Annotated in this window: 17 protein-coding genes and 1 pseudogene; 4 read left to right on the forward strand and 14 right to left on the reverse strand. The window is 31.1% G+C overall.

The window, feature by feature from the left end; genetic code table 11:
- Positions 1 to 76: 76 nt before the first annotated feature.
- From M666_RS12685 to M666_RS12700, 4 genes are all read right to left on the reverse strand, one after another.
- On the reverse strand, positions 77 to 1,339 hold the full coding sequence (locus M666_RS12685) for a MutS-related protein (RefSeq protein ID WP_029446154.1): 1,263 nt from the start codon (positions 1,337 to 1,339) through the stop codon (positions 77 to 79).
- Between the two features lie 545 nt (positions 1,340 to 1,884).
- Complete coding sequence (locus tag M666_RS12690; protein WP_029446155.1) at positions 1,885 to 2,769, reverse strand: putative metal-binding motif-containing protein; 885 nt, start codon at positions 2,767 to 2,769, stop codon at positions 1,885 to 1,887.
- A 535-nt stretch (positions 2,770 to 3,304) separates the two neighbouring features.
- Entirely contained in the window at positions 3,305 to 3,697 is a 393-nt protein-coding gene (locus tag M666_RS12695) for an ACT domain-containing protein (RefSeq protein WP_029446156.1), read from the reverse strand.
- Entirely contained in the window at positions 3,698 to 4,498 is an 801-nt protein-coding gene (locus tag M666_RS12700) for a type 1 glutamine amidotransferase domain-containing protein (protein ID WP_029446157.1), read from the reverse strand.
- A gap of 610 nt (positions 4,499 to 5,108) precedes the next feature.
- On the opposite strand from M666_RS12700, the gene M666_RS12705 reads away from it, so the two are divergent.
- Positions 5,109 to 5,900 carry an aspartate dehydrogenase domain-containing protein gene (locus M666_RS12705; RefSeq protein WP_029446158.1) on the forward strand — a complete coding sequence of 264 codons (792 nt, stop codon included), beginning with the start codon at positions 5,109 to 5,111 and terminating at the stop codon, positions 5,898 to 5,900.
- A 512-nt stretch (positions 5,901 to 6,412) separates the two neighbouring features.
- On the opposite strand, the pseudogene M666_RS20895 reads toward M666_RS12705, so the two are convergent.
- The 9 genes and pseudogenes from M666_RS20895 to M666_RS12745 form a co-directional block, all read right to left on the reverse strand.
- Positions 6,413 to 6,610: pseudogene (locus M666_RS20895) on the reverse strand (NUDIX domain-containing protein); the annotation flags it as partial.
- A 140-nt stretch (positions 6,611 to 6,750) separates the two neighbouring features.
- Positions 6,751 to 6,948, reverse strand: a complete 198-nt coding sequence (locus M666_RS12710) for a hypothetical protein (protein WP_029446159.1) — start codon at positions 6,946 to 6,948, stop codon at positions 6,751 to 6,753.
- Positions 6,949 to 7,030: 82 nt separating this feature from the next.
- Positions 7,031 to 7,840: a hypothetical protein gene (locus M666_RS12715; RefSeq protein ID WP_029446160.1), complete on the reverse strand. Its 810-nt coding sequence runs from the start codon at positions 7,838 to 7,840 to the stop codon at positions 7,031 to 7,033.
- Positions 7,841 to 8,099: 259 nt separating this feature from the next.
- Positions 8,100 to 8,699 carry a hypothetical protein gene (locus M666_RS12720; RefSeq protein WP_029446161.1) on the reverse strand — a complete coding sequence of 200 codons (600 nt, stop codon included), beginning with the start codon at positions 8,697 to 8,699 and terminating at the stop codon, positions 8,100 to 8,102.
- Positions 8,700 to 9,083: 384 nt separating this feature from the next.
- Positions 9,084 to 9,638, reverse strand: coding sequence for a hypothetical protein (locus tag M666_RS12725; RefSeq protein WP_029446162.1), 555 nt, complete (start codon positions 9,636 to 9,638; stop codon positions 9,084 to 9,086).
- Between the two features lie 346 nt (positions 9,639 to 9,984).
- The gene (locus M666_RS12730) at positions 9,985 to 10,902 is read right to left on the reverse strand and encodes a hypothetical protein (protein ID WP_029446163.1); all 918 of its coding nucleotides are present in this window, start codon (positions 10,900 to 10,902) and stop codon (positions 9,985 to 9,987) included.
- Positions 10,903 to 10,904: 2 nt separating this feature from the next.
- Entirely contained in the window at positions 10,905 to 12,404 is a 1,500-nt protein-coding gene (locus M666_RS12735) for a PAAR-like protein (RefSeq protein ID WP_029446164.1), read from the reverse strand.
- Positions 12,401 to 13,252 carry a hypothetical protein gene (locus tag M666_RS12740; RefSeq protein WP_039325763.1) on the reverse strand — a complete coding sequence of 284 codons (852 nt, stop codon included), beginning with the start codon at positions 13,250 to 13,252 and terminating at the stop codon, positions 12,401 to 12,403. The genes M666_RS12735 and M666_RS12740 overlap by 4 nt, the downstream gene beginning before the upstream one ends.
- Before the next feature lie 2 nt (positions 13,253 to 13,254).
- Entirely contained in the window at positions 13,255 to 15,108 is a 1,854-nt protein-coding gene (locus tag M666_RS12745; protein ID WP_029446166.1) for a type VI secretion system Vgr family protein, read from the reverse strand.
- 434 nt (positions 15,109 to 15,542) lie between these two features.
- Between M666_RS12745 and M666_RS20500 the strand changes: the two genes are divergently transcribed.
- Complete coding sequence (locus M666_RS20500; RefSeq protein WP_158400240.1) at positions 15,543 to 15,704, forward strand: hypothetical protein; 162 nt, start codon at positions 15,543 to 15,545, stop codon at positions 15,702 to 15,704.
- Between the two features lie 277 nt (positions 15,705 to 15,981).
- On the opposite strand, the gene M666_RS12750 is transcribed toward M666_RS20500, so the two are convergent.
- Complete coding sequence (locus M666_RS12750; RefSeq protein WP_029446167.1) at positions 15,982 to 16,365, reverse strand: hypothetical protein; 384 nt, start codon at positions 16,363 to 16,365, stop codon at positions 15,982 to 15,984.
- Between the two features lie 291 nt (positions 16,366 to 16,656).
- On the opposite strand from M666_RS12750, the gene M666_RS19995 reads away from it, so the two are divergent.
- Together M666_RS19995 and M666_RS12760 are read left to right on the forward strand one after the other, a co-directional pair.
- The gene (locus M666_RS19995) at positions 16,657 to 17,970 is read left to right on the forward strand and encodes a T9SS type A sorting domain-containing protein (RefSeq protein WP_029446168.1); all 1,314 of its coding nucleotides are present in this window, start codon (positions 16,657 to 16,659) and stop codon (positions 17,968 to 17,970) included.
- A 14-nt stretch (positions 17,971 to 17,984) separates the two neighbouring features.
- Complete coding sequence (locus M666_RS12760) at positions 17,985 to 19,916, forward strand: hypothetical protein (RefSeq protein WP_029446169.1); 1,932 nt, start codon at positions 17,985 to 17,987, stop codon at positions 19,914 to 19,916.
- Positions 19,917 to 19,931: the final 15 nt, after the last annotated feature.

Genomic DNA, 19,931 nt, shown 5'->3' on the forward strand with positions numbered 1-19,931 from the left:
TTAACTATTTGCAAACTTTCTAGTTACGATCTAAAATTCATACGGGTATAGTTTTGGTTGTATTTTGAATTTTTATTTAGTTTAACATATCATTTAATCCTTCTTTATCAAAAAGGATACGTCCCACTTTTATGTCAGACCAACCTTTTTTCAATTTATAGGTAAAAGTAGGTTTGTCTTCTATTAGTTTGCAATCTATGTAGTAATTAGATATTTGAGCATTTGAAATATTTTTAAGATTTTGAAGGTGGGTAGATATAAAAAAGAAAGAATTTTTATACTTGCTCAAACCGTTAATGGTTGTCGTGCAGATTTCGAGTGCGTCTTCAACATTTGTTCCGCTAAAAAGCTCATCGAAAATTGCAAAACATTGCTGTCCATCTGCAGCATTCTTAAGAACATTTTTCAAATTCATAATCTCAGTCATGAAATGGCTATAGCCATTTGACATATCGTCTCTTTTGTTTATTTCAATAGAAAAGTGATTGCAAAATGGAATTTCACCAGAAGCGGCAGGTATTCCAATTCCTAAATGTCCAAAATACAAGCAAAGACCAACGGATTTAAGAAAAGTAGATTTCCCAGACATGTTGGGGCCATTTAATACAATAACATTACTCGTAGTCTCAAAATCATTCTTTACCGGTTTATGGACCAAGGGATGGTAAAAATCGAGCAATTTGATACGATCAATATTGAAATCTGGAAATGTAAAATTATTTTTAAGTAGGCCAGAATTTATGGACAAGTAAGCTTCGAACAGAAATAAATTTTCCCAGAAAGGCACTACTAGTTTCTGTTTTTTTAGAACACTAATTTTTTCAGTTAACGCAATGACGTGTTTATCTTTTAATCTGTCTTCTCTAATGATTTCTTCATATTTGTTAAGTTCAAAATTGGATAAAAATTGTGAAATCAATTTTATATTTGAACTATATTCCTTTGGAAAGTGTTCTAAATCTAGTCTTGAAAAATACTTAGATTGTAAGCGATGAAATAATAGGACTAACTGATTAAATTTACCTATGTATTTAGTTTTTTCGTGTTTAGAGGCGAATAATTTGTACTTAAGTTTCTTTTGAGATAGGTCTTCTATTTTTTCTTCATTGAGAAAAAAATGGACTTCATTTAAGTATAGAACGGTATAGGAGTAATCTTTTAATACAATATTATTTGCTGAAAAACCTTTCAGGATATTTTGTCGGTTGATAATAGCAATTGTAGATGGTAACGGATTTTCTAAAATTTCAATAATTTTTTCCCTAGCAAACTTGTTCAGCGAAAAATCGAACAAAGGCAAAAGTTCTTTTTCTATATTTAAGTCTTTTAAATTGTTCATTCTATTGTTGGAAGGATATTTATTTAGGTAGTACCTCACTACACAGCTAATATACTTTTGATTTATAGTTGTGCACTACGCAACTCTTTCTAATTTTAAGTTCTGTCTAAAGTAAAATATATTAGTTTTTATGCTTGTAGTAAATATACACAGACCTTGGCTTAAAATCTAAAACATAGAACTATTTATGGGCGTCTTAAGATTGATTCTCAGTAAATTGTTGCTATAACTAGAAAGAACAAATACTACGCTTTTTATCGAATTGTTTTTTTGAATCTCCTCCTTTTGTTTTTAAATATTAAAATCAGCCTCTGAATTTCCTGCTTTGCTTCTTCCACATATTCTTTCAAACTTTAGCGGTAGGTAATTTTTGATTTTCTCTGGTTTAATTAAATTTATGTTTAAAAAAAGTGCGACGTTTATTGAAAATTTATTTAGCACTTTTTGTGTGTGATGAATTTTGCAGCTAGCACTAGCTTGCAAGTAACGGTTCCTGTGTTACCTAATATTTTATGAAATAATTCTGCTAAGATAAATGGCAATTGCTATTTAAATATTTCTGTAGACCCTTCACACGTCCATTTCACATCTTCATTTGTATTGAGGCCTTCGTAAGCGGTATAGATAAAGCTGCCTAAAAATTTACGAGTATTTTCCGAATAAACATAATTTCCAATAAATTTATAAGCTCGAACTTCGGTGAGATAAACCATTTCAAGTGTTAAATTGGCGCCTGTTAAATTAAAAGACGATGAGCTAAGGCTTCCAGGGTCTGTAAAACTTACCGTATTATTATTTAAAAATACGAAATCATAAGGTTCTCCTCCTCCTAAAGATCCGCCATTAGAGCAACTTGTTGAGTCATCTCTTTGAAAAAACCAAGTTTCACCAGTAATAATTAATTCATCAACTTCGCCATTGCAATTATTATCAACCGAGTCTGATAGATTTTCTTTTGCTTCAGGGTTTATGGAAGAATTCATATCGTCACAATCAGTATTGTCAATAACGTAATTGGTGGGGGCATTATTTCCGGCTATAATTGAATCATTTGGGTTCCCAAATAAATCGCCATCGGCATCTTTGTAGTATGTTACAGCTGTTACACAAGTCCCATTTTCACAAACATTTAATTCTCCACAAATTGTTGCGTTTTCGTCTATTATACCATTTCCATTGTCGTCTATTCCATTACAAAGCTCAATTGCATCAGGATTAGATGTGGAATTATTGTCGTCAAAATCAGTATTATCTGAAACATATCCTTCTGGCTGTGTGCAAGATTGTTTTGAATTACTCAAGTTTCCAAATCCATCTCCATCAGAATCTTGATACCAAGTTTGTTCTGTACATGTATCATCTTGACTACAAGAGTTAAGTAAGAAAAAGCTAAAAATTATTATTGCTATTATGTGTGTGTGTTTAGTCATGATTTTTTTAGTTTTGTCTTTTCGGTTAACGTTTTCAAATAAAATTAGCTATCGATTTTAAATATTCAGCTTTTTTGGGTGATTATAATCACATGAACGAACATATGTTCATTATAAAGCCAATTTAAGACATATCGAACTTACCTGTAATATATTTTTTAAAAAATTTAGTTTTTTTTCGACATTATAAAGACAGCAATATTATAAGCCCCGTATTCTTAGTTGTTTTGACAATAAATCCTAACTTATTTAATTTATAGTCATCATTAGTCTCCTCTTTGGGAAATTATTTGAATTCTAATTTACTTAGAATAGTTTACAAACAATGGGCTGAATTATAATTTGAATCAAATTACGAACTACATAAAAACTGAGGGAATTTGTATTTCGTTAGATTTTATGGAAAATAGTAGAAGTGAAGAGTACAAAATAAGGCTACTTTTTAATTAAAAAGTAGCCTTTGAATTTAATGGAGGTAATCCAAAAATGAAATGAATTGTTGTACCTCTTCGTATAATTACATATCGTACAAATTTTATTCTGAAAATTTATTCAGAATTTCCATAGCCTTTTCGGTGTCTTTTGTATCCACAAAAATATGATCATGGTAATACGCTGCAACCACATTACAACTTATTCCGTTTTTAGCTAGTGCATTTGAAAATGCGGCGGTTAAACCTACGGCTTCTAAAGATGAATGAACCGTAAGTGTAATCCAAGTCGCAATATAAGAATAGTCTAAATTTAGTTGGTCTGCGACTTCCTTTTTAGCTATAATAGTAGTGCTCTCTTCTTCTTTAAAAGTCATTATGATTTGGCTCAAATTTATTTGCTCCAAATGTGTTGTCTTACAAAAAACAAATTCGCCTAGATTATGTTTAGGTTTCATCGATTTTAATAGCGCTGCCAAGTTTTTTTCTCCACTCATTTATTGATCACTTTTGGTTAGTCTCTGTAATTCATTTAAGGTAGCCTCTCCAACACTATGTGCAGATTGCGGATTTTGACCCGTTACTAATCGTTGGTCCGTAACCACATGCGTTTGAAAAGGAGCCGACTTTTCAAAAATAGCGCCGTGAGCTATTAATTGATCTTCTAGTAGAAAAGGAACTATATCTTCTAGATGCACTTTTACTTCTTCTTCATTGGTGAAAGCATTTACCTTTTTACCAGCTACAAGATACGACCCATTGCTAAGTTTTATATTTACTAGGCCTGCAGGACCATGACATACGGCACTTACAACACCGTTATTTTCATAAATCTGCTTTGCGATTTCTGCTATTTCCGTATTTTCTGCAAAATCCCACATGGCACCATGACCACCGGCATAATGAATGGCGACATAGTCTTCTGGATGTACGTCACTTGGTTTTTTAGTATTTTCAATTTTGTTGCGATAGGTATTGTTATCCCAAAATTTCTTATTGATAGAATCATTCATATCAAATGCGTCTACAGGTGCTTTTCCACCTTTAGGGCTTACGAAATCTATTTCGTAGCCCGCTGTATGTAATACATCCCAAGGGTGAGAAACTTCACCTAAATAATACCCTGTTTTTTCTCCAGTAGTGCCTTTTTGGCTATGGCTGGTAACTACAAATAAGATTTTTTTTAATGCTTTAGTTTCCGCTTTGACAGCGGTATGGTCTGAAGTTTTTTTAGAATTACAGGCCACAAGAAGAACCGTAAATAACAGCAAGAAAAAAGGTGTTTTAATTTTTATCATAGTGTATTGAAATTAAAAATGAAATTTTAGATTATTCTAGTTTAGGGTGTGCCGAAAATAATTTTAATAGCTATCCTAAAGAATAATGTACAGGACAAAAGTCTTAAACATATTAGAGAATTTATTTAACAAATGATAAAAAGGAAATTTAGTTTAGGTGGTGGTATTGTTCATAAAATGATAAGGAATATAAAGGTTGAATAGGAGGTAGTCTAAGTTATTTTTAAGTACTTCTAAGCTTTGCCGTAAATAGTAACCTTAATTCTCTCTCTTGTTCTTTCTGATTATTCTATCAATTTAAAGAGAGTCAAACTTAAGCAGTATATAGTTCTTTAACGTCATTATAATGCTTAAACTTTAAGATTAAGAATCTAAAACTCAATTTTTAAAATAAGACCAGTTTTCAGCATCAAGTATACTGCATCGCACACTAATTATTCAAGTGAGAATAATAAAGATAGTATATAGCTTCCCTTCTTCATGGAGTAGACTTACCAAACGAACCCCGTATGATTATCTCATTTTCAAAGCGTTAAGTTGCTAGATTTTGAATTGAAAACTTTGTTATATATTTAAGTAATTATTTTACTCAAACAATAAAATTAACCAAGTGAAAATAGCGATAATAGGTTTTGGAAATATAGGTAAATATCTAGCAGAATGGATTTGTAATGAACCTTCTTTTGAATTGAGATATGTGGTGGCTAGAAAAGAAATTGATAAAGAACGTATCGATTTTAAAATTGGACCTGTAAAATTCAGAAAAGAAGTTACGCCAGAATTGATAAATGATGTTGATATTATTATTGAATGTGCAACGAAAGAAGTGGTATCGCAATTATTAAAATTTGGTGAAATAGATCGTACGGGGCTGAAACTAATTCTTATTAGTACGGGCGGGCTATACCAGAATAAAGAGGTTTTGAAAAAACTGAAAAACTGTGAAGTGATACTACCAATAGGTGCAATTGCCGGATTGGATGCGATAAAAGCAGTTAATGATGATATTACGTCCATTAAATTAAAGACAACAAAACATCCTAAAAGTTTAGAAGGAGCACCGTTTTTTGACAATTCAGAGATTAACTTGGCTTCTATTAAAACTAGTCAGACTATTTGGGAAGGTGAAGTAAGTGAGGCCGTAAGTTTATTTCCTAAAAATATAAACGTTGCAGCAAGTATCTATTTTGCGTCTAAATGTGAAAATTTAAGAATAGAAATAGTTGCTGATCCTAATGCGACTAGCAACAGGCATGAGATAACTTGTGAGGGCGATTTCGGAAAAATATACACCCGTACTGAGAATAAACCAAGTCCAGCTAACCCAAAAACAAGCTTTTTAGCCGTTAAAAGTGTAGTAAGTATTCTTAGAAATATGAATACGAATATTAAAATAAATTAACGACTGTTCTGTTTAAATAGAGAACCATCTATACATCAAGATGGTGTAAAGATAATTTCGGACTTATTCCATAATTAAAATTACGGAATGAGTTCGAAGTAATCAAAGGTATTGCAGTACTATCGGTTTTATCGATTTAGAATTAAGTTGACTTACGGCTAACCACTATTGCTTTTGTAATGCATCATTAATTAGCAGAAACTTTAGAAGATTCTATATGCTGTTTATACAGCAATAAATGGGAGTAAATGGTTACTTTCCAATACAGAGTTTTGATATTCATATTTTACAGTGCTTGAGAGCTGATGAGGTACAATAAGTATTGTTGATTATTGAAATAATTGACTTTTAAATAATACTCTTATTAAAATCATAATTACTTAACCTAGCTCTATGTCTTGCTAGATATTTTTTCATACCCTTCGATTAAATTCATCTTCGTTCACTAGAGGCGTTTCAAATGGTATATCAGCTGATGCAAATTTGAAATTACTTATATTTGAGATTGCCACCTATTCCATTTTATCATGATCTTTCAAAGCAATGTCTCCTGATACAATTTTACATTTATAAGATTTTAATTGTACAGTTTTTTCGGCATATTTACAGATGTTCTCCATAAAGAATTTACCAGTCATCATATCTACACCTAATTCTTCATAAAGTTCTCTCTTGAGACAAATTTCAGGTGTTTCTCCTATTTCAATTTTACCACCAGGAAATTCTCATAAACCGGCGAGGTACTTACCTTCTTTTCTTCGGGCAATTAGTATTCTATTCTCGGATTCTATTATTCCGGCAGCTACTTTTATCATTGAGAGTTGTATAGTGACCTCTTTTACTTTTACATTTATTTTTTACTATATAGAATTGCAGCTAAATGGAAAAGCGTTTTTGCTCCATGAGCTTTTTTTATGGCTTTTATTCTTTTCTCGACAGATGATACGGAACTAGGTGTAATATTTTTTTCAATAAAATGAGTTGAAATTTCTGGGGTTATATAACCCTTTGACAGTAGTTGTATTATTTTTTTGTCTACGTGATCCATAACTTAGTGGGTTTATTATAATTTTTTTAGAGGATGAAATGGAATATTTATTTAATTCTCTCTCTATTTTAATATTGCTTTCTTACAAATTATCTATGTTTTTATTTAATTGATTTTGGTTGTCTTCCTTTATTTTTTTTCTTAATAATTTGTCTTTTTCAACACCCAAAACATGTTTTTGATAGTTTGTCAAAATGTCTATTTTCAAACTATCAAAATTTTTAGTTAAGAAGTAGTCAATTTCTATTGTATGATTATATATCTCTAAGTTATTTCTTTTACTTTTTTTAACAAGTGAACTAAATAAATTATGTTCAAATGAATGACCAATCATAATTGTTTTTACGGAGTCTTTGAACATTACGTAATTATTTTTGTCAAAATCATATTTGATAAGATTTTGTAATATTAAGCTATCGTTTTTTTTATTCTTTAGATATTCTTTAGTAAAATATTGAAAACTTGACTTATTTGTAAAATCACCTAATTCATATCTTTCGTATTTTTTTCTAAAGATTGATATTAATTCATCATAATATTTTTCAATAGGAGTGGTGCTTTTTTCATCTTTTGAAACGCCTTCTGAATAATATTTTAATGATATAGCATTTTGACTTTTCAGAATTTTAAAATTCAGCACTTTTTGCTCTATAAGAATTTGAAAATTTTTGTCTTTTACATTTGAAACAGTTTGATTTTGTACTGCATTTTCGAATTCCGCATTAGTCATATTGGGACTTAGGTTTAAAAAAACGGAATCCTTTCTATCTATTTTTTCCAATGAGAGATTTTGCTCTTCTTGAATGGTAGCATTGTACTCTTTTTTATTCTTAGCTTCAGAACAAGATACCAAAACGATGAATAATATTATTACTGAGATTTCTTTTTTCATAAACGTCTTTATTTAAGCTTGTCAGTTGATTTAGCTATTTCCAAATAATAGGTAAAATTATTTAGGCAGTATTTTAATCTAAACGACTTTGCTTTTCAATATGTTCAAAGGCTTTTTCTAGATGCTACTGACATTACTTTTTTATCTTTATTTTCTAAAAGCCCAATTAAAAGATTTTGCGGACTTAATAAATTAACTCAAGCCATTAAATTTAACTCTTTTTTGCCCTAATTGCTATGGGTATTGTTGGCAACAGTTTTTATTTCTTTTTTACTATTTCGCGCTTGTCAAGCCATCTAATTTGCACTTTAATATGTAATTCTTTCAGGGTTGCTTCAATCTCTTTCTGTAAAGCACTTTCGTCAATTACATAGGTTGCACTATAAAAGGAATAAATAGTCCGGTTCGATTTTATTAACGGTTCTTTTGGGTCTACTAAAAGTCTCAATACTTCAAGGGCTTGATGAATAATCCAGGGATATGGTCGTAAATGTCTATGCATATGATGATTCAACCAATTATTTACCCATTCTATTTCAGTCCATTCAGTATTGCTTGAGTATTCAACATATTTAAGTCCTTTCGCAATTTTCATAAAAGTTGAGAGTCCAATATTTTTTCCATTAGTTGTTGCGTAATCAATTCCTAAAAGTCCACGCACTCTGCTTTCTAGTGACAGTCTTATTGCATATAGTGCTAAAAGGTCGGTAGAATAATTGTTTTGATTCTGTTTCCTAATCTGGTGATTGTAAAAAAGTCTTTTTGCGCTGTCAAATTGAATAGCAGAAGGTAGGGTGTTTGTGCTTATAAGAATGAATGATGTATCTTCATTTGAGTCCAAGTCGGAACCAAATTCCAATCTATTTCATAACCCATAAATAATACAATCATTCCGATAATTTAGTTTCTGTCTGGTATTGCTGCCAACGGACTTGTGTATGGAACGTAGCGTGCAATAAGACACTAACATTTCGGATAAACACAGAGCCGAATTTTTATATTTAGTATTTAATTTTTCTCTTTTTAAAAGCCAAATTAAAAATTTGGTGGACTTTATAAATATAAATAAATCTTTCGGTTAAGCACTTATTAGCTATGTTTTATACACCTTGTTGCCAGTAGTATTATTTCTTTTTTATAGTTGTTTTTGGTTTTGATTTTGGTTCGCTATTTTTCACAACTCTATTAGTTGGTGGTTTAGGTGGTGGTGGCGGTTTTTGCTCTTTTTTATTACTCATTTTTATTATATTTTTTCGATTACTAAAGTTATGAATGTTACAAAGGATAAAACTAGTGCAATCACTATATGTCGTTTCGCTAGAAACAAATAGTGATTTCTTTTGATATTTATCTCTGAATTATTGTCAGTAGCGAAGACAATCTTTTTTATTAATTCGGATTTAAATTTTTTTTCAGGGTTGAATTCAACTTCATCACCATAATTATTTTTATATTCAATCAAATCTTCTCTATAATTTTCAAATTCTTGGTTTGAGCCTAATATTTCATAATTATATCCCTTCAAGTGGTTATTATAGGACTTTATTACATTAATTATTGATAGTATTAAGAATAAAAAGATTATTAAGACTAAAATCATAATAATTTTTTCTTTTATCTGTAAATTGAAAAATCCAGTTTTATAATCGAGTGCTTCAATAATATAAGTAAGAAATGCAATTAAAGTAGTTATTACTAAAATAGGAATATTTACCGCTCTATCTAAATCACGTCGGTTTTTTAATTCTTCATAGAAAAGCTTGCTGTAATGTTCGTATCTATCCATATAGTTTTTCATAGAATTTATATTTGTCCTATTCCTAAGTAGTGATTCACTCTATATTTCGGTTGGTCTATATTAATGGCAACAATTGGATTTACGTATTGAGTATATCCGTACTATGTGCCTAAGATAATATTAAGGCGTTAAATTTTCTATTTATTACATGTAAATATTGGTTATAAGCCGTAAATGCAATGTATGAATAGATAATAGTTTGGACTTTTAATCATATACAGTCACTCACAAACGTTTGTAGCTACTTTTTAACCTAATCAAGTTTCATTTTCATTTTTTTACTGTATATAACACTCATCACGAAGTGGTGCAAATGGGATATAACAATCATAAGGAAAAATAAGACTTACAGCTTAAAAGTAATATCAGAGTTTTCTTGCATTAACTTGTTTTTACATTTTTGAATCAGTACATCTTCATACATAGGAATCGTTACGCTTGGTAGTTGGTTTATTTCCATCTGCATCAATTTATTCTGGGAGGAGGCACTATACTCTGGCAAGCCTAAATCTCTCCGGATTGCCAACCACATTAAAATTTCAATTGGAAAAATAAAATAATCTGCACTAGTGAACTCTAAATCATAACCATCACCATTTTCGTCATTTGCATTTCCTTGTTCATCTTCATCGGATTGTGCAATATGGAATTTAGTAAGACTGTCGATATTATCAGATAACAACTGAGTGTCTATAGTTTCCCAATTATCTAAAGCACTCTGGTATACTCCTAGATTATTAGGGTAGTTTAACTTTTCATAATCTAAACTTATATTTTGCCATCTACAAAATAATTCTAACATGAACCATGGATGTGTTGGAAAAACAATCCAACCATCATATTGCTTTCCATAGAGCATTTTTAAAAGAAAATTACCATATTGAATTGCGTCTTCTTTCTGACCCAAATAAAGCATTTGCCCTAAGTGTTTTATACTCTTAGTAAAGGATGTTGCTGATTTAAAATTTTCTTTCCATTCTCCCAAAAAATAACACCAATTATTACATTCTAAATTATAGTAAGTACTAGCCGACAATAAATCATATTTAATTTCTTGATCTACTAAATATTTATATATAAAATTCCAGTGATACCACGTTCCTAAGTATTCTATTTTTAAGCTTGATGATCCAATCCCTTTTCCTGTTTCTAGGAAAAGCTTTAAGTCTTCAATAGATTGGTGAAAATGGGAATTTTCTAATCTTAAAATCTGATTCTTTTTTTTATTAGTGGTGTATTTTATAGATTCTTCTAGTGTTTTCATTTTTAATCTTTTTTCTTAGATGGTTTAGGTTCCCAATCTCGAGTGATAGGTTTATCTCTTAAGTTACCTTCGCTATCCACGTGAACATCATATTTCTTATTTTCAACTTTTTTTCCATCAAATTCTGCGTCTCTAATCGCGTCTTGAGCATTTCTAGCTTCTACAGAACTGTTACCATCAGTGTAACCATCTTCTTCGTTTGCCGCCTTGTTTATTCTATCATTCGTATAGTTTTCACCGCCCATCTCACGTTGGGCTTTACTCATGGGTATTTCTTTAGGCTCTCCATTATTCCAGAGTTTATCTTGTTGAGTTGTTTTAACTTCTCCTTTAATAATATCTCCATTTTTATTTTTTGCTATTATGTCAACACCATTCCCTGAATTATTTTGAACCCTGTAAAATTCGTCATACCCATCTAAAGTTAACATGTCTTCAACTATGACTTCTCCAAAATCTCCGAGCTTCTCTCCATCCCCAAGTTTATAATTAGATTTATCAAAAACATTTTCCAAATTTACCACATCGCCTAATTCTTCGGGCATCGGTGAGTGCATATTTTCTAAACCTCTACCAGCGTCAATAAGATCTTCAGCATTTTCCAATACTTTGATGCCATCGGTGGCATTATCTAATGCATTCACAGTTTTTATCACATCTAAACTTCTATCTGCTGCCTTTACGGCTGTCAATGTAGATGCAACACCTGCCGTCCCTACTTCTAAAGCAACTTCAAAAAATATCTGCCCAGTAACATCACCCCATTCTCTCGTGCTCATATTGGATGCTTTCTCCATTAGCTTACCTGCCATTACACTATTTTCCTGTTGTGCGGCTATATAATCGCTTGGATCGTTTAGCATATTTACAGCGGAATTACGATAAGCCCATGTACCGGCTTTTTCAGCTACATTTCCAATAGCTTCCAAGGTTTTCTTATCTTTTTCAAGCTGCTCTTTAAAACCTTGTGGGTTTAATATTATGTAGGGCAATGTGTGCTTTCCAGACCATACAACAAGATCTACGATACCTGTAACTGTTCCTTTAAGTCCTTTCCATAGCCCTTGAGCAACACCAATTTCAAAATCAACATATGTTTTAAAAATACCTTCTGGCAGGGCATCAAACATTTTTTCAAAAAAGTTTTTCTCTGGTTTAGGAACTGCAGCTGTTGCTGCTGCTAAAGAGAAGAAAATTTTAATATTTCCGCCAAGAGTACAGGGTAATTCGCTATCTTCTAATAAAAGATCATTACCATTTAAAGTTATTCCATCCGTTACGTTAGTCCAGTCTGTCACCGGTGCAGTACAAGGGCTGCCATTTGCGCAAGCACAGGCACCAAAAGGATCAAAGTTAGCAATGAATATTTTATCGGCACTTGTAGCTATTTTTTCGCCATATATGAAAGTTTCTTCATAGTATAGTATTTTAAGCTCGGATGGTTTAGCTCCTTTATCACAAACTAAGTATACCCCTTCTGGTACATATTTTTTTCCACTCATAGTTCAGTATTTAAAGGGGTGACACGAGCAATTTGTTCAAAAGTAAATAGTGCTTCTATTTGAACATTTAATATTTGTCCTGAATGTGTAATAGCATGAAACTTGTTTAAATCATAGCTTTCTATGTAATTTACTTTGACCGGAATAGCTAATTTAATGTTATCAGCCATTTTTCTAAAAAACTTTCGAACAGCATAATGATCAAATTTTTCTATATTAAGTTCACCAAAACGCTTAACTAACACCATCTTGTCATTTGGTTGACGTTCTTTTAGTAGAGTGGTTATATTCAAAGGAAGAGCTGATTGTGCGAAAAAATTATCGAAGTTTTTATGTTGTTGTATTGTTTCGTCAGGATTAGTCAAGGAGCCATAAATAGGAGGGAAGAAAAGAGTACCTATTTCCGATTCTATAAAATTTAAGGTAAATAATTTATTGTTATTTAAAAGTGAATCTATTTCTAAAATTATATTAGAAATGTTTTCTTGGTTTTTATGTTTTTTTTTGAATTTAGCTCTATATGCTAACCACTTATCTCTTATGGGTGTCAAATTAACAATTCGAATAGGTAAGCCGCTGAAATCTGTCTGGACAATTAATTCATTTTGGAGTTGAACTATATCATCCTCCATTGCTCTAATACCTTCAAGATTTGTCTGCTTTCTCTCAATGGTATCAATTTGATAAATATATCCAGTTTCATTTTTACTTACAAGAGCTTTTTTAATAGTAGCGGTTATAAAATTTTCATTCGCAGTTCCGCCCATTATGGAGCGCTGTCGTACATCCATTTTATAAGTATACCAAATATATGAATCAGTGGGTGTTAAAGGAGTCTTTGTTTGCATTCTTATCCTTGATTAATTTCAACCTTGCCACCAGATATTTTTGTTTTACCACCTCCATGAGCTTTAAGTTCACTACCTGCTTTAATAGATATGGCATCTGAACTGTTCATGTTTACGGCTGTACTTCCCGTAATAGCTACTTCCGAATCGTTACTTGTAATTTCAACACTTTCTTTACCACTAATTTTAACAGTAGTATTAGCGCTGTGAATGTCCATATCTTCCTCTGCGTCAATAGAAATATTCATTTTAGCATCTATATCAATAGAGGCTTCGTCAGATTTCATGGTAATGCCATTTTTTGCCTTAATATCAATAGTGTCTGCAGATAAGGATAGGTTACCTGGAGCCGAAATACTTATGCTGCTACTTTTTGTGTTTAAAAATATTTTATTGTTATTTTTATCAGTAATGGTTATAGATTCCTCTCCTTCAGTATCATTTAGTTTTATAATATGCCCACTTCTGGTCTGTATTACTTTTAAATTATTTTCTGGATCTGCAAAACCACTCTTTGCATTGCTATTAAAACCAGCACTCAGTACATAGGGTTTTTCAGGATTATTGTTTTCAAAACCTACGAGTACCTCTTCGTCTAGTTCAGGAATAAAATAAAAGCCTTTACCGTTACCGCCATATGGGGTATTCATTTTTATCCATGGAGTAGAGGTGCCCATTCTGCGTTGCCAACCAAACTGTACTTTTATACGGCCTAAGCCATTAGGATCATTATTGTCTAGTACAACACCACGTTGTTCTTCTGCAGACGGTGTGGCAAATACCGCACTGTAATGTGGGTGTTCTGTGCCTTCGGGTACGCCTTCAAAATGATTTTCATAATTACCACTATGATCAAAACGATGGGCTACTTTGGTAATCATATAGGACCCAAAAGCATCTCTACGCGTTTTATCAGAAAAACTAACGCCTTCAATGGTTAAATTATCGCCTACACGTAAACCTACAATTTCTGAGGATCCGTTGGCAATAATCATATTTGCGGCTTTAGACAACGTATCTACTTTTGCTACATGGTCTAAACCTTGCTGTCCGCTATATTCATTTTGATTATGATTCCAAGAATAATTTTCTTTTTTAGCAAATAAACCCTCAGATTCATTTTTTACATGTCCTGAATACATATGACCACTTTGAGCGTTATAAGAGGTGGAAACCGATTCTAAGTCGCTATCATTTACCCAATCTTTAGAAGTAAAACCGCTATTTTGGGATTGTAGGGTCGTAGAGAGTCCGAAGGTTTGAATATCCTGACCATACACCCCGCTAAATTGCTTGTCTCCCGTGCGTCCTACGCAAAAGGTTCTCCCATTGTCATACATCCAAATGCCATAACGTGCACACATACGTTGCAAGAAAGAAAAATCTGATTCGTTATATTGTACCGTATAAGGCAAACGGATGTTAGTTCCACTTCCTATTTCCATTTTAAGAAGGTCAGTGGAATGTCCGTTAAAGGTATCACTCACTACTTGGCTAAAAGAAGACCCTTCTTCATAGCTAAAACATTGTACGGAGCGTGAGAGTAAAATACTAGCTCCTTGTCCAGAGAGTACGATAGCTCCAGAGGCACCAATACCTTTTTGTAAGGCTACCGAAGTAATAATCCCCACATATTCTAATTCGCCATCATTAACACCTATAGATATTTTTTTACCTGAATAATTAATAGAATTATTCATTAGTGTACCGCCGTAACCTTCGGTAGCATTGGTTTGAAATACCACACTAAAAGAGCTATGGGTACCCATAGATTGCTCTATAGTAACCTTATAACCAGATTTAGGAAGAAAACGCTCACCTTCGATAATAAGCGTAGGGGTAATCATTTTAGGCATGATAGAAGTTTTAGAGCGTTAAAGTATAGACAATCAATGAGCTGAACAATAAATAAAAATGTATTTCGATGAAGTGCATTTAATTTTGTAGAGTATTAGCTATGATTTTTTTAGTGAAATGGATAAAATATCTATATTTAATAATAGTTTAGAACTTATCATTTTTAAAAAAAAAACTAATTCAATAAAAAAAATATTTCTAGCGTATAAATGTCAGAAAGAATATTGCACCTGCCATTTGTTCTAACTTTTAAAAGTGAATCGTACGAAACATATTTAAAAATCAAAGTAAAAAATTCTTGTGATTGTTCTAATGTTTATGGGAAGTCAAGTTCTGTAATTGACTATAGCTCTAGTGGTAGTTCGTTTTAAGAAAAATAGAACAACAAAATATATACTTTTAATAAAACAATTTATTTAAATACTTGTAATACATGGAAATAAATGATAGTTATAGACGAGTTCAAGTAAATGGGCGTAAAGGATATTTAAAGTTTTTCTTAATTAAAGCACCACAAAAAACCTTTGGAACAGTAATTTTTATTGACGGTACTATAGAGGAATTTGAACAGAAACTCATTAAATTTATTAAATAATCTAGCGTTTCTATAATTATAGATTTATATAAATATTAAATTATAGAAAATTATGTTTTGAGTTAGCATCAAAACCCAATTCTTACCAAAACTAATACTATGAAGTGTTTGGAAATCTTAGTGCATTGAAGCAAACAAAGATTTGAAGTAAGGATTGCAATGACTTAGTGATAATTTTGTGCGTTTGAGAAAACTAAGTTTAATACTACTTTGAAGTACATATTATAGTATGTATTCAAATGTACGGTGACAGTTGAAACAGTGATTAAATTTTTCATTAACTAGATAATAAAACTTCATGTCCAACAGTACCATCAATCTTTATTCCTAAAAGCTCTTTTGTTTTTGCATAGTTTTTTACGCATTCTGGACAAAACTTATAAGTAGCGTTAATGTATTTATAAAAATGATCCCGATTAAATATAGACCATTCAAAAGCCTTAAAATCAATATCACAACTATCCACTTTAAAAATAGCTTCATACTCTGCAGCTAGAAATTCTTTGTAAAAAGGGCTCCGCTCTGCCAATGAACTAAACTCTTCTTCTGAATATTTAAAATGTATGATTCCATTTTCTGTATTCATGGAAAAATAATCATGAATTAATTTTCTTACTTCTGGTTTTACAATGCCGTGAATTACTATTCTTTTAAGTTTCATAGATATAATTTGAGAAATAATAAAACTTAGAAATTCAGTTGTAATGTTTTTTAAAAAATCTTCTTATTTCCGTGATTCTATAAAATTAATAAATATTTGAGTTAAAATATAGAAAATAGCATTAACCCCTTATTTCATATGGAATCTCGAAAAAAACATAAATAATTTGGATTCGAAAAAGGGTGTTTTTCTTGCGTTTTCATCATAAAATATTCTTAATTATTGCGAAAATATCATATCAAATTTAAAAATATTGTGATAATTTTCTACAAAATTTATAGAACTATAATTATGAAAAAACTACTACTTTTTTTATTCTTTCCTCTGCTGTTTACTCCCTTGGAAGGAATAACTCAGAATCACAAAACTGAATGTGACGATTCCATTGAAAGTTTTAATAAACACTTGCAAAATATATACTCTAAAGATAAAGAGTTTAAAAATGATTACAAACTACTAAAAATCTGTGCTGAATCAGGTGATAGTGAAGCTTCTTATTTAATAGGCTTAATGTATAAGGAGGGTTTAGGTGTAAATTTAAATATTAAGAAAGCAAAAGAATGGTTTGAAAAATCTGAAAAATTAGGTAATTCTAAAGCTGCTTTTAGTTTAGGTTATCTGTATTTGAAAGGTATAGGTGGTGTTAATCAAGATTATTCTAAAGCCTTGAGGTTTTTTGAAGAAAGTGATTACTCTATGAGCAAGCATTGGTTGGCAAAATGCTACTACCATGGTTATGGCGTTTCAATAAATAAAACTAAAGCATTAGAACTTTTACAAAATAATTTGATTCCAAATAGCCAATTATTACTTCAACAATGGCAATATGAAATGAATAATACTGAAGAAAGTGAGGCTAATTATTCGTTAAAAATGAAGGATAGCCTACCAGAACTAGAGTATTCTAAAAATAATGGTATTTATGGTTCATGGGTTGGAGAATGGCAAATCAAAGACTGGTCCGGAGAAATTACAGAACGCACCATTCCTATTTATATAGAGCTAACGAATAATGGAACCGGAATAGCTGACATAAATATGATAATTGATCAGCAAAAATTTGATGGGAATGTTTTAGTAAATCCAAGTGAGTTGGTATTTCCGGATTTTAGAATTAATCTTAGAAAAAGGTATACAGATGATCCAAGTGAATTATCCTTAAATTATAGAATCACTAATTTAAATTATTCTTATTTGAATGAAAATGGAACTGAAATCCTATCAGGGGAGTTAGAAACTTTCATTGAAAACTGGTTGGAACCAGGATCTCCTAGTAAAATCATTTTACATCGAGAAGGCGCCTTATTAAGCCAAGAAATAAAAGATGCTCTTTCGGTTCAAAAAGATCAATTTATAAAGGTATATCCAAATCCATTTCAGGAAAATTTATTGTTATACTATACTCTAGATATTGATTCTGAGGTAACAGTTAATTTTTATGACTATTACAATACCAATAAAATTTTAAAAACAAAGAAAAAGTATCAAATGAGTGGTGAAAGGACTATCTCATTTAACGATATGGATAATCTTAATCCAGGACTTTACATTGTTCAAATGATTATAGGTAATGATCAACATTCTAGAATAGTTATAAAAAAATAATCAAGTTTAAAAAGATGCAAAAATCACACATAAGAAATACGATTTTAGGGCTATTAATTATTGTTGGTCTAAATTCCGTAACTGCACAAATAAGAAAATTAGATACTTCTGATGATAAATTACAAAGGATAGAAGCTTTGGATTTGTATGGGTATAAACCAACGTTAACTCCTGTAGGTAAAGAAACACCTACCAACGAATTTAATTTTGAATATAGATTCAATGACATTAACATGTTACTGAGTTTAGATGGGGCAATGCGCAAGGCTCAAAGAGATGCTTTAAATAGATGGCTCGGTAAACAAGAGAATGTTTTTAAGGATGAAATTAATAAAATACTGGGAACTAATTATAATAATTTTAAAGATGCGCAAAAAGAATTATTAAAACGTAGAGAAACAAAATTAATAGCAGTTAATGTAAACCAAATTTCAAAATCATATAAGGATTTGGGCGCTAAATTTAATGAAGAACAAGAAGCAGAAACATTACGATTATATGCTTTAAAAAATTATAGTGCTTCTAGAAATCCTAAATTAGGTGATGTTATAATAGACGGTAGGACGGTTAAAGATATAATTAATGCACGCACTCGTCCGCTTCAACTTTCGGAAGAAAAAAGAGTTACTTCACAGCTTATAACCAAATTTTCGAATAAAGAATATGAGTCAGCAAAAAATATACACTGGGCTAATGGAGTATATGGACTCCAGTTTGATAATAATTTTATTTCAGGTTATGTTCAGAATCACATTTCCATCTATAATGGTAAATCTCAATTTGATAAAGTTATTTTAATGGCAGCTTATTTAAATACTTATGTTTATAATGGTCCAGTCATCTACCCTAATTCATTTCAAATCCCATCATTTTATAGTCCTACGTCATTACTAGATAAAGGGAAAGCGGTTTCTGCTCCTAGATTTAAGATCGAAGAATTGGTGTTTTCACCCAATTACATAGAAAACACTTTCGGAGCCTGTATGAATGGATTTAGTCCAGGGCCAAATTGCGCAGGTCAAAGGCAGTATTTGATTGAGATGAAAGATCGGATTATTTCTGAGCATCAAAATTCATTACTCAAATTTGGTGAAGCATTAGGAAATAAATTATTTGGTTCGCAGTGGCGAAACACAAATTCAATCAAGTGGTTAGATGAATTAAATTTAACAAATTTAGATATGGTAAATAAAACAAAGTCTTATTTGACCAAATATAACGATGCTCCTGATGCCTTAAACTTTGCGCGTGAAGCTTTGAGAACTTTTGGTGAAGGCGGTAAGGTTGACTATGATAATGAAATTATTAAAGACAAATCATTTATTGGAACTAAGGCTGATTGTGTTCTTAGTTCTTTGCTAAGTTCGGGCAATAAAACATTTCAAAATACTATCAATGCTTTTACAAATAATAATAGTAAATTTAAATTAAAATTTACAACATATTTTAAAACAAATGATAGTGCGGATGCCAGGACCGGATTCCCTGAAAACAAAGATTCAGTAATAACTATCAAATTCAATTTAGCAAATACAAGTAGGAGTCAAGCAATTGATTTAGCTACAGTTTTAATCCACGAAGGTATACATGCTGAATTACATAGAATAAAAATCTCAAACAATGCTGGACCCAAGCCATTAAGTGCAAGTCTATATGACAGATATTTACGTTTATGGGAATTATATAGTTATAAGGAGACTAATAATCTTATAGCGAGTGCTTCTCAGCACTATCTGATGGCTGAATCCTATATTGTCTACATTGCAGCTGGTCTCAGAAAATTTGATAATAATACCCATCCGGTAGAAAATTATATGTCATATGCTTGGAGAGGATTGGAAGAAGCAGGAATTCGAGCTAATATTCTTACAAAAGATCAAAGAGATAAAAATTATAGATTATCTGCAGTTATAAGTACAGATAGTAATAAAAATCCATGTGATTAAAAAATTAAAATTAAA

It is taken from the genome of Cellulophaga baltica 18 (assembly GCF_000468615.2).
Taxonomy (GTDB): domain Bacteria; phylum Bacteroidota; class Bacteroidia; order Flavobacteriales; family Flavobacteriaceae; genus Cellulophaga; species Cellulophaga baltica.

What these genes read in the sequence shown, in the direction of transcription:
- M666_RS12685 (WP_029446154.1), bottom strand. Translation starts at nt 1,339, where the DNA reads ATGAACAATTTAAAAGACTTAAATATAGAAAAAGAACTTTTGCCTTTG.
- M666_RS12690 (WP_029446155.1), bottom strand. Translation starts at nt 2,769, where the DNA reads ATGACTAAACACACACACATAATAGCAATAATAATTTTTAGCTTTTTC.
- M666_RS12695 (WP_029446156.1), bottom strand. Translation starts at nt 3,697, where the DNA reads ATGAGTGGAGAAAAAAACTTGGCAGCGCTATTAAAATCGATGAAACCT.
- M666_RS12700 (WP_029446157.1), bottom strand. Translation starts at nt 4,498, where the DNA reads ATGATAAAAATTAAAACACCTTTTTTCTTGCTGTTATTTACGGTTCTT.
- M666_RS12710 (WP_029446159.1), bottom strand. Translation starts at nt 6,948, where the DNA reads ATGGATCACGTAGACAAAAAAATAATACAACTACTGTCAAAGGGTTAT.
- M666_RS12715 (WP_029446160.1), bottom strand. Translation starts at nt 7,840, where the DNA reads ATGAAAAAAGAAATCTCAGTAATAATATTATTCATCGTTTTGGTATCT.
- M666_RS12725 (WP_029446162.1), bottom strand. Translation starts at nt 9,638, where the DNA reads ATGAAAAACTATATGGATAGATACGAACATTACAGCAAGCTTTTCTAT.
- M666_RS12730 (WP_029446163.1), bottom strand. Translation starts at nt 10,902, where the DNA reads ATGAAAACACTAGAAGAATCTATAAAATACACCACTAATAAAAAAAAG.
- M666_RS12735 (WP_029446164.1), bottom strand. Translation starts at nt 12,404, where the DNA reads ATGAGTGGAAAAAAATATGTACCAGAAGGGGTATACTTAGTTTGTGAT.
- M666_RS12740 (WP_039325763.1), bottom strand. Translation starts at nt 13,252, where the DNA reads ATGCAAACAAAGACTCCTTTAACACCCACTGATTCATATATTTGGTAT.
- M666_RS12745 (WP_029446166.1), bottom strand. Translation starts at nt 15,108, where the DNA reads ATGCCTAAAATGATTACCCCTACGCTTATTATCGAAGGTGAGCGTTTT.
- M666_RS20500 (WP_158400240.1), top strand. Translation starts at nt 15,543, where the DNA reads ATGGAAATAAATGATAGTTATAGACGAGTTCAAGTAAATGGGCGTAAA.
- M666_RS12750 (WP_029446167.1), bottom strand. Translation starts at nt 16,365, where the DNA reads ATGAAACTTAAAAGAATAGTAATTCACGGCATTGTAAAACCAGAAGTA.
- M666_RS19995 (WP_029446168.1), top strand. Translation starts at nt 16,657, where the DNA reads ATGAAAAAACTACTACTTTTTTTATTCTTTCCTCTGCTGTTTACTCCC.
- M666_RS12760 (WP_029446169.1), top strand. Translation starts at nt 17,985, where the DNA reads ATGCAAAAATCACACATAAGAAATACGATTTTAGGGCTATTAATTATT.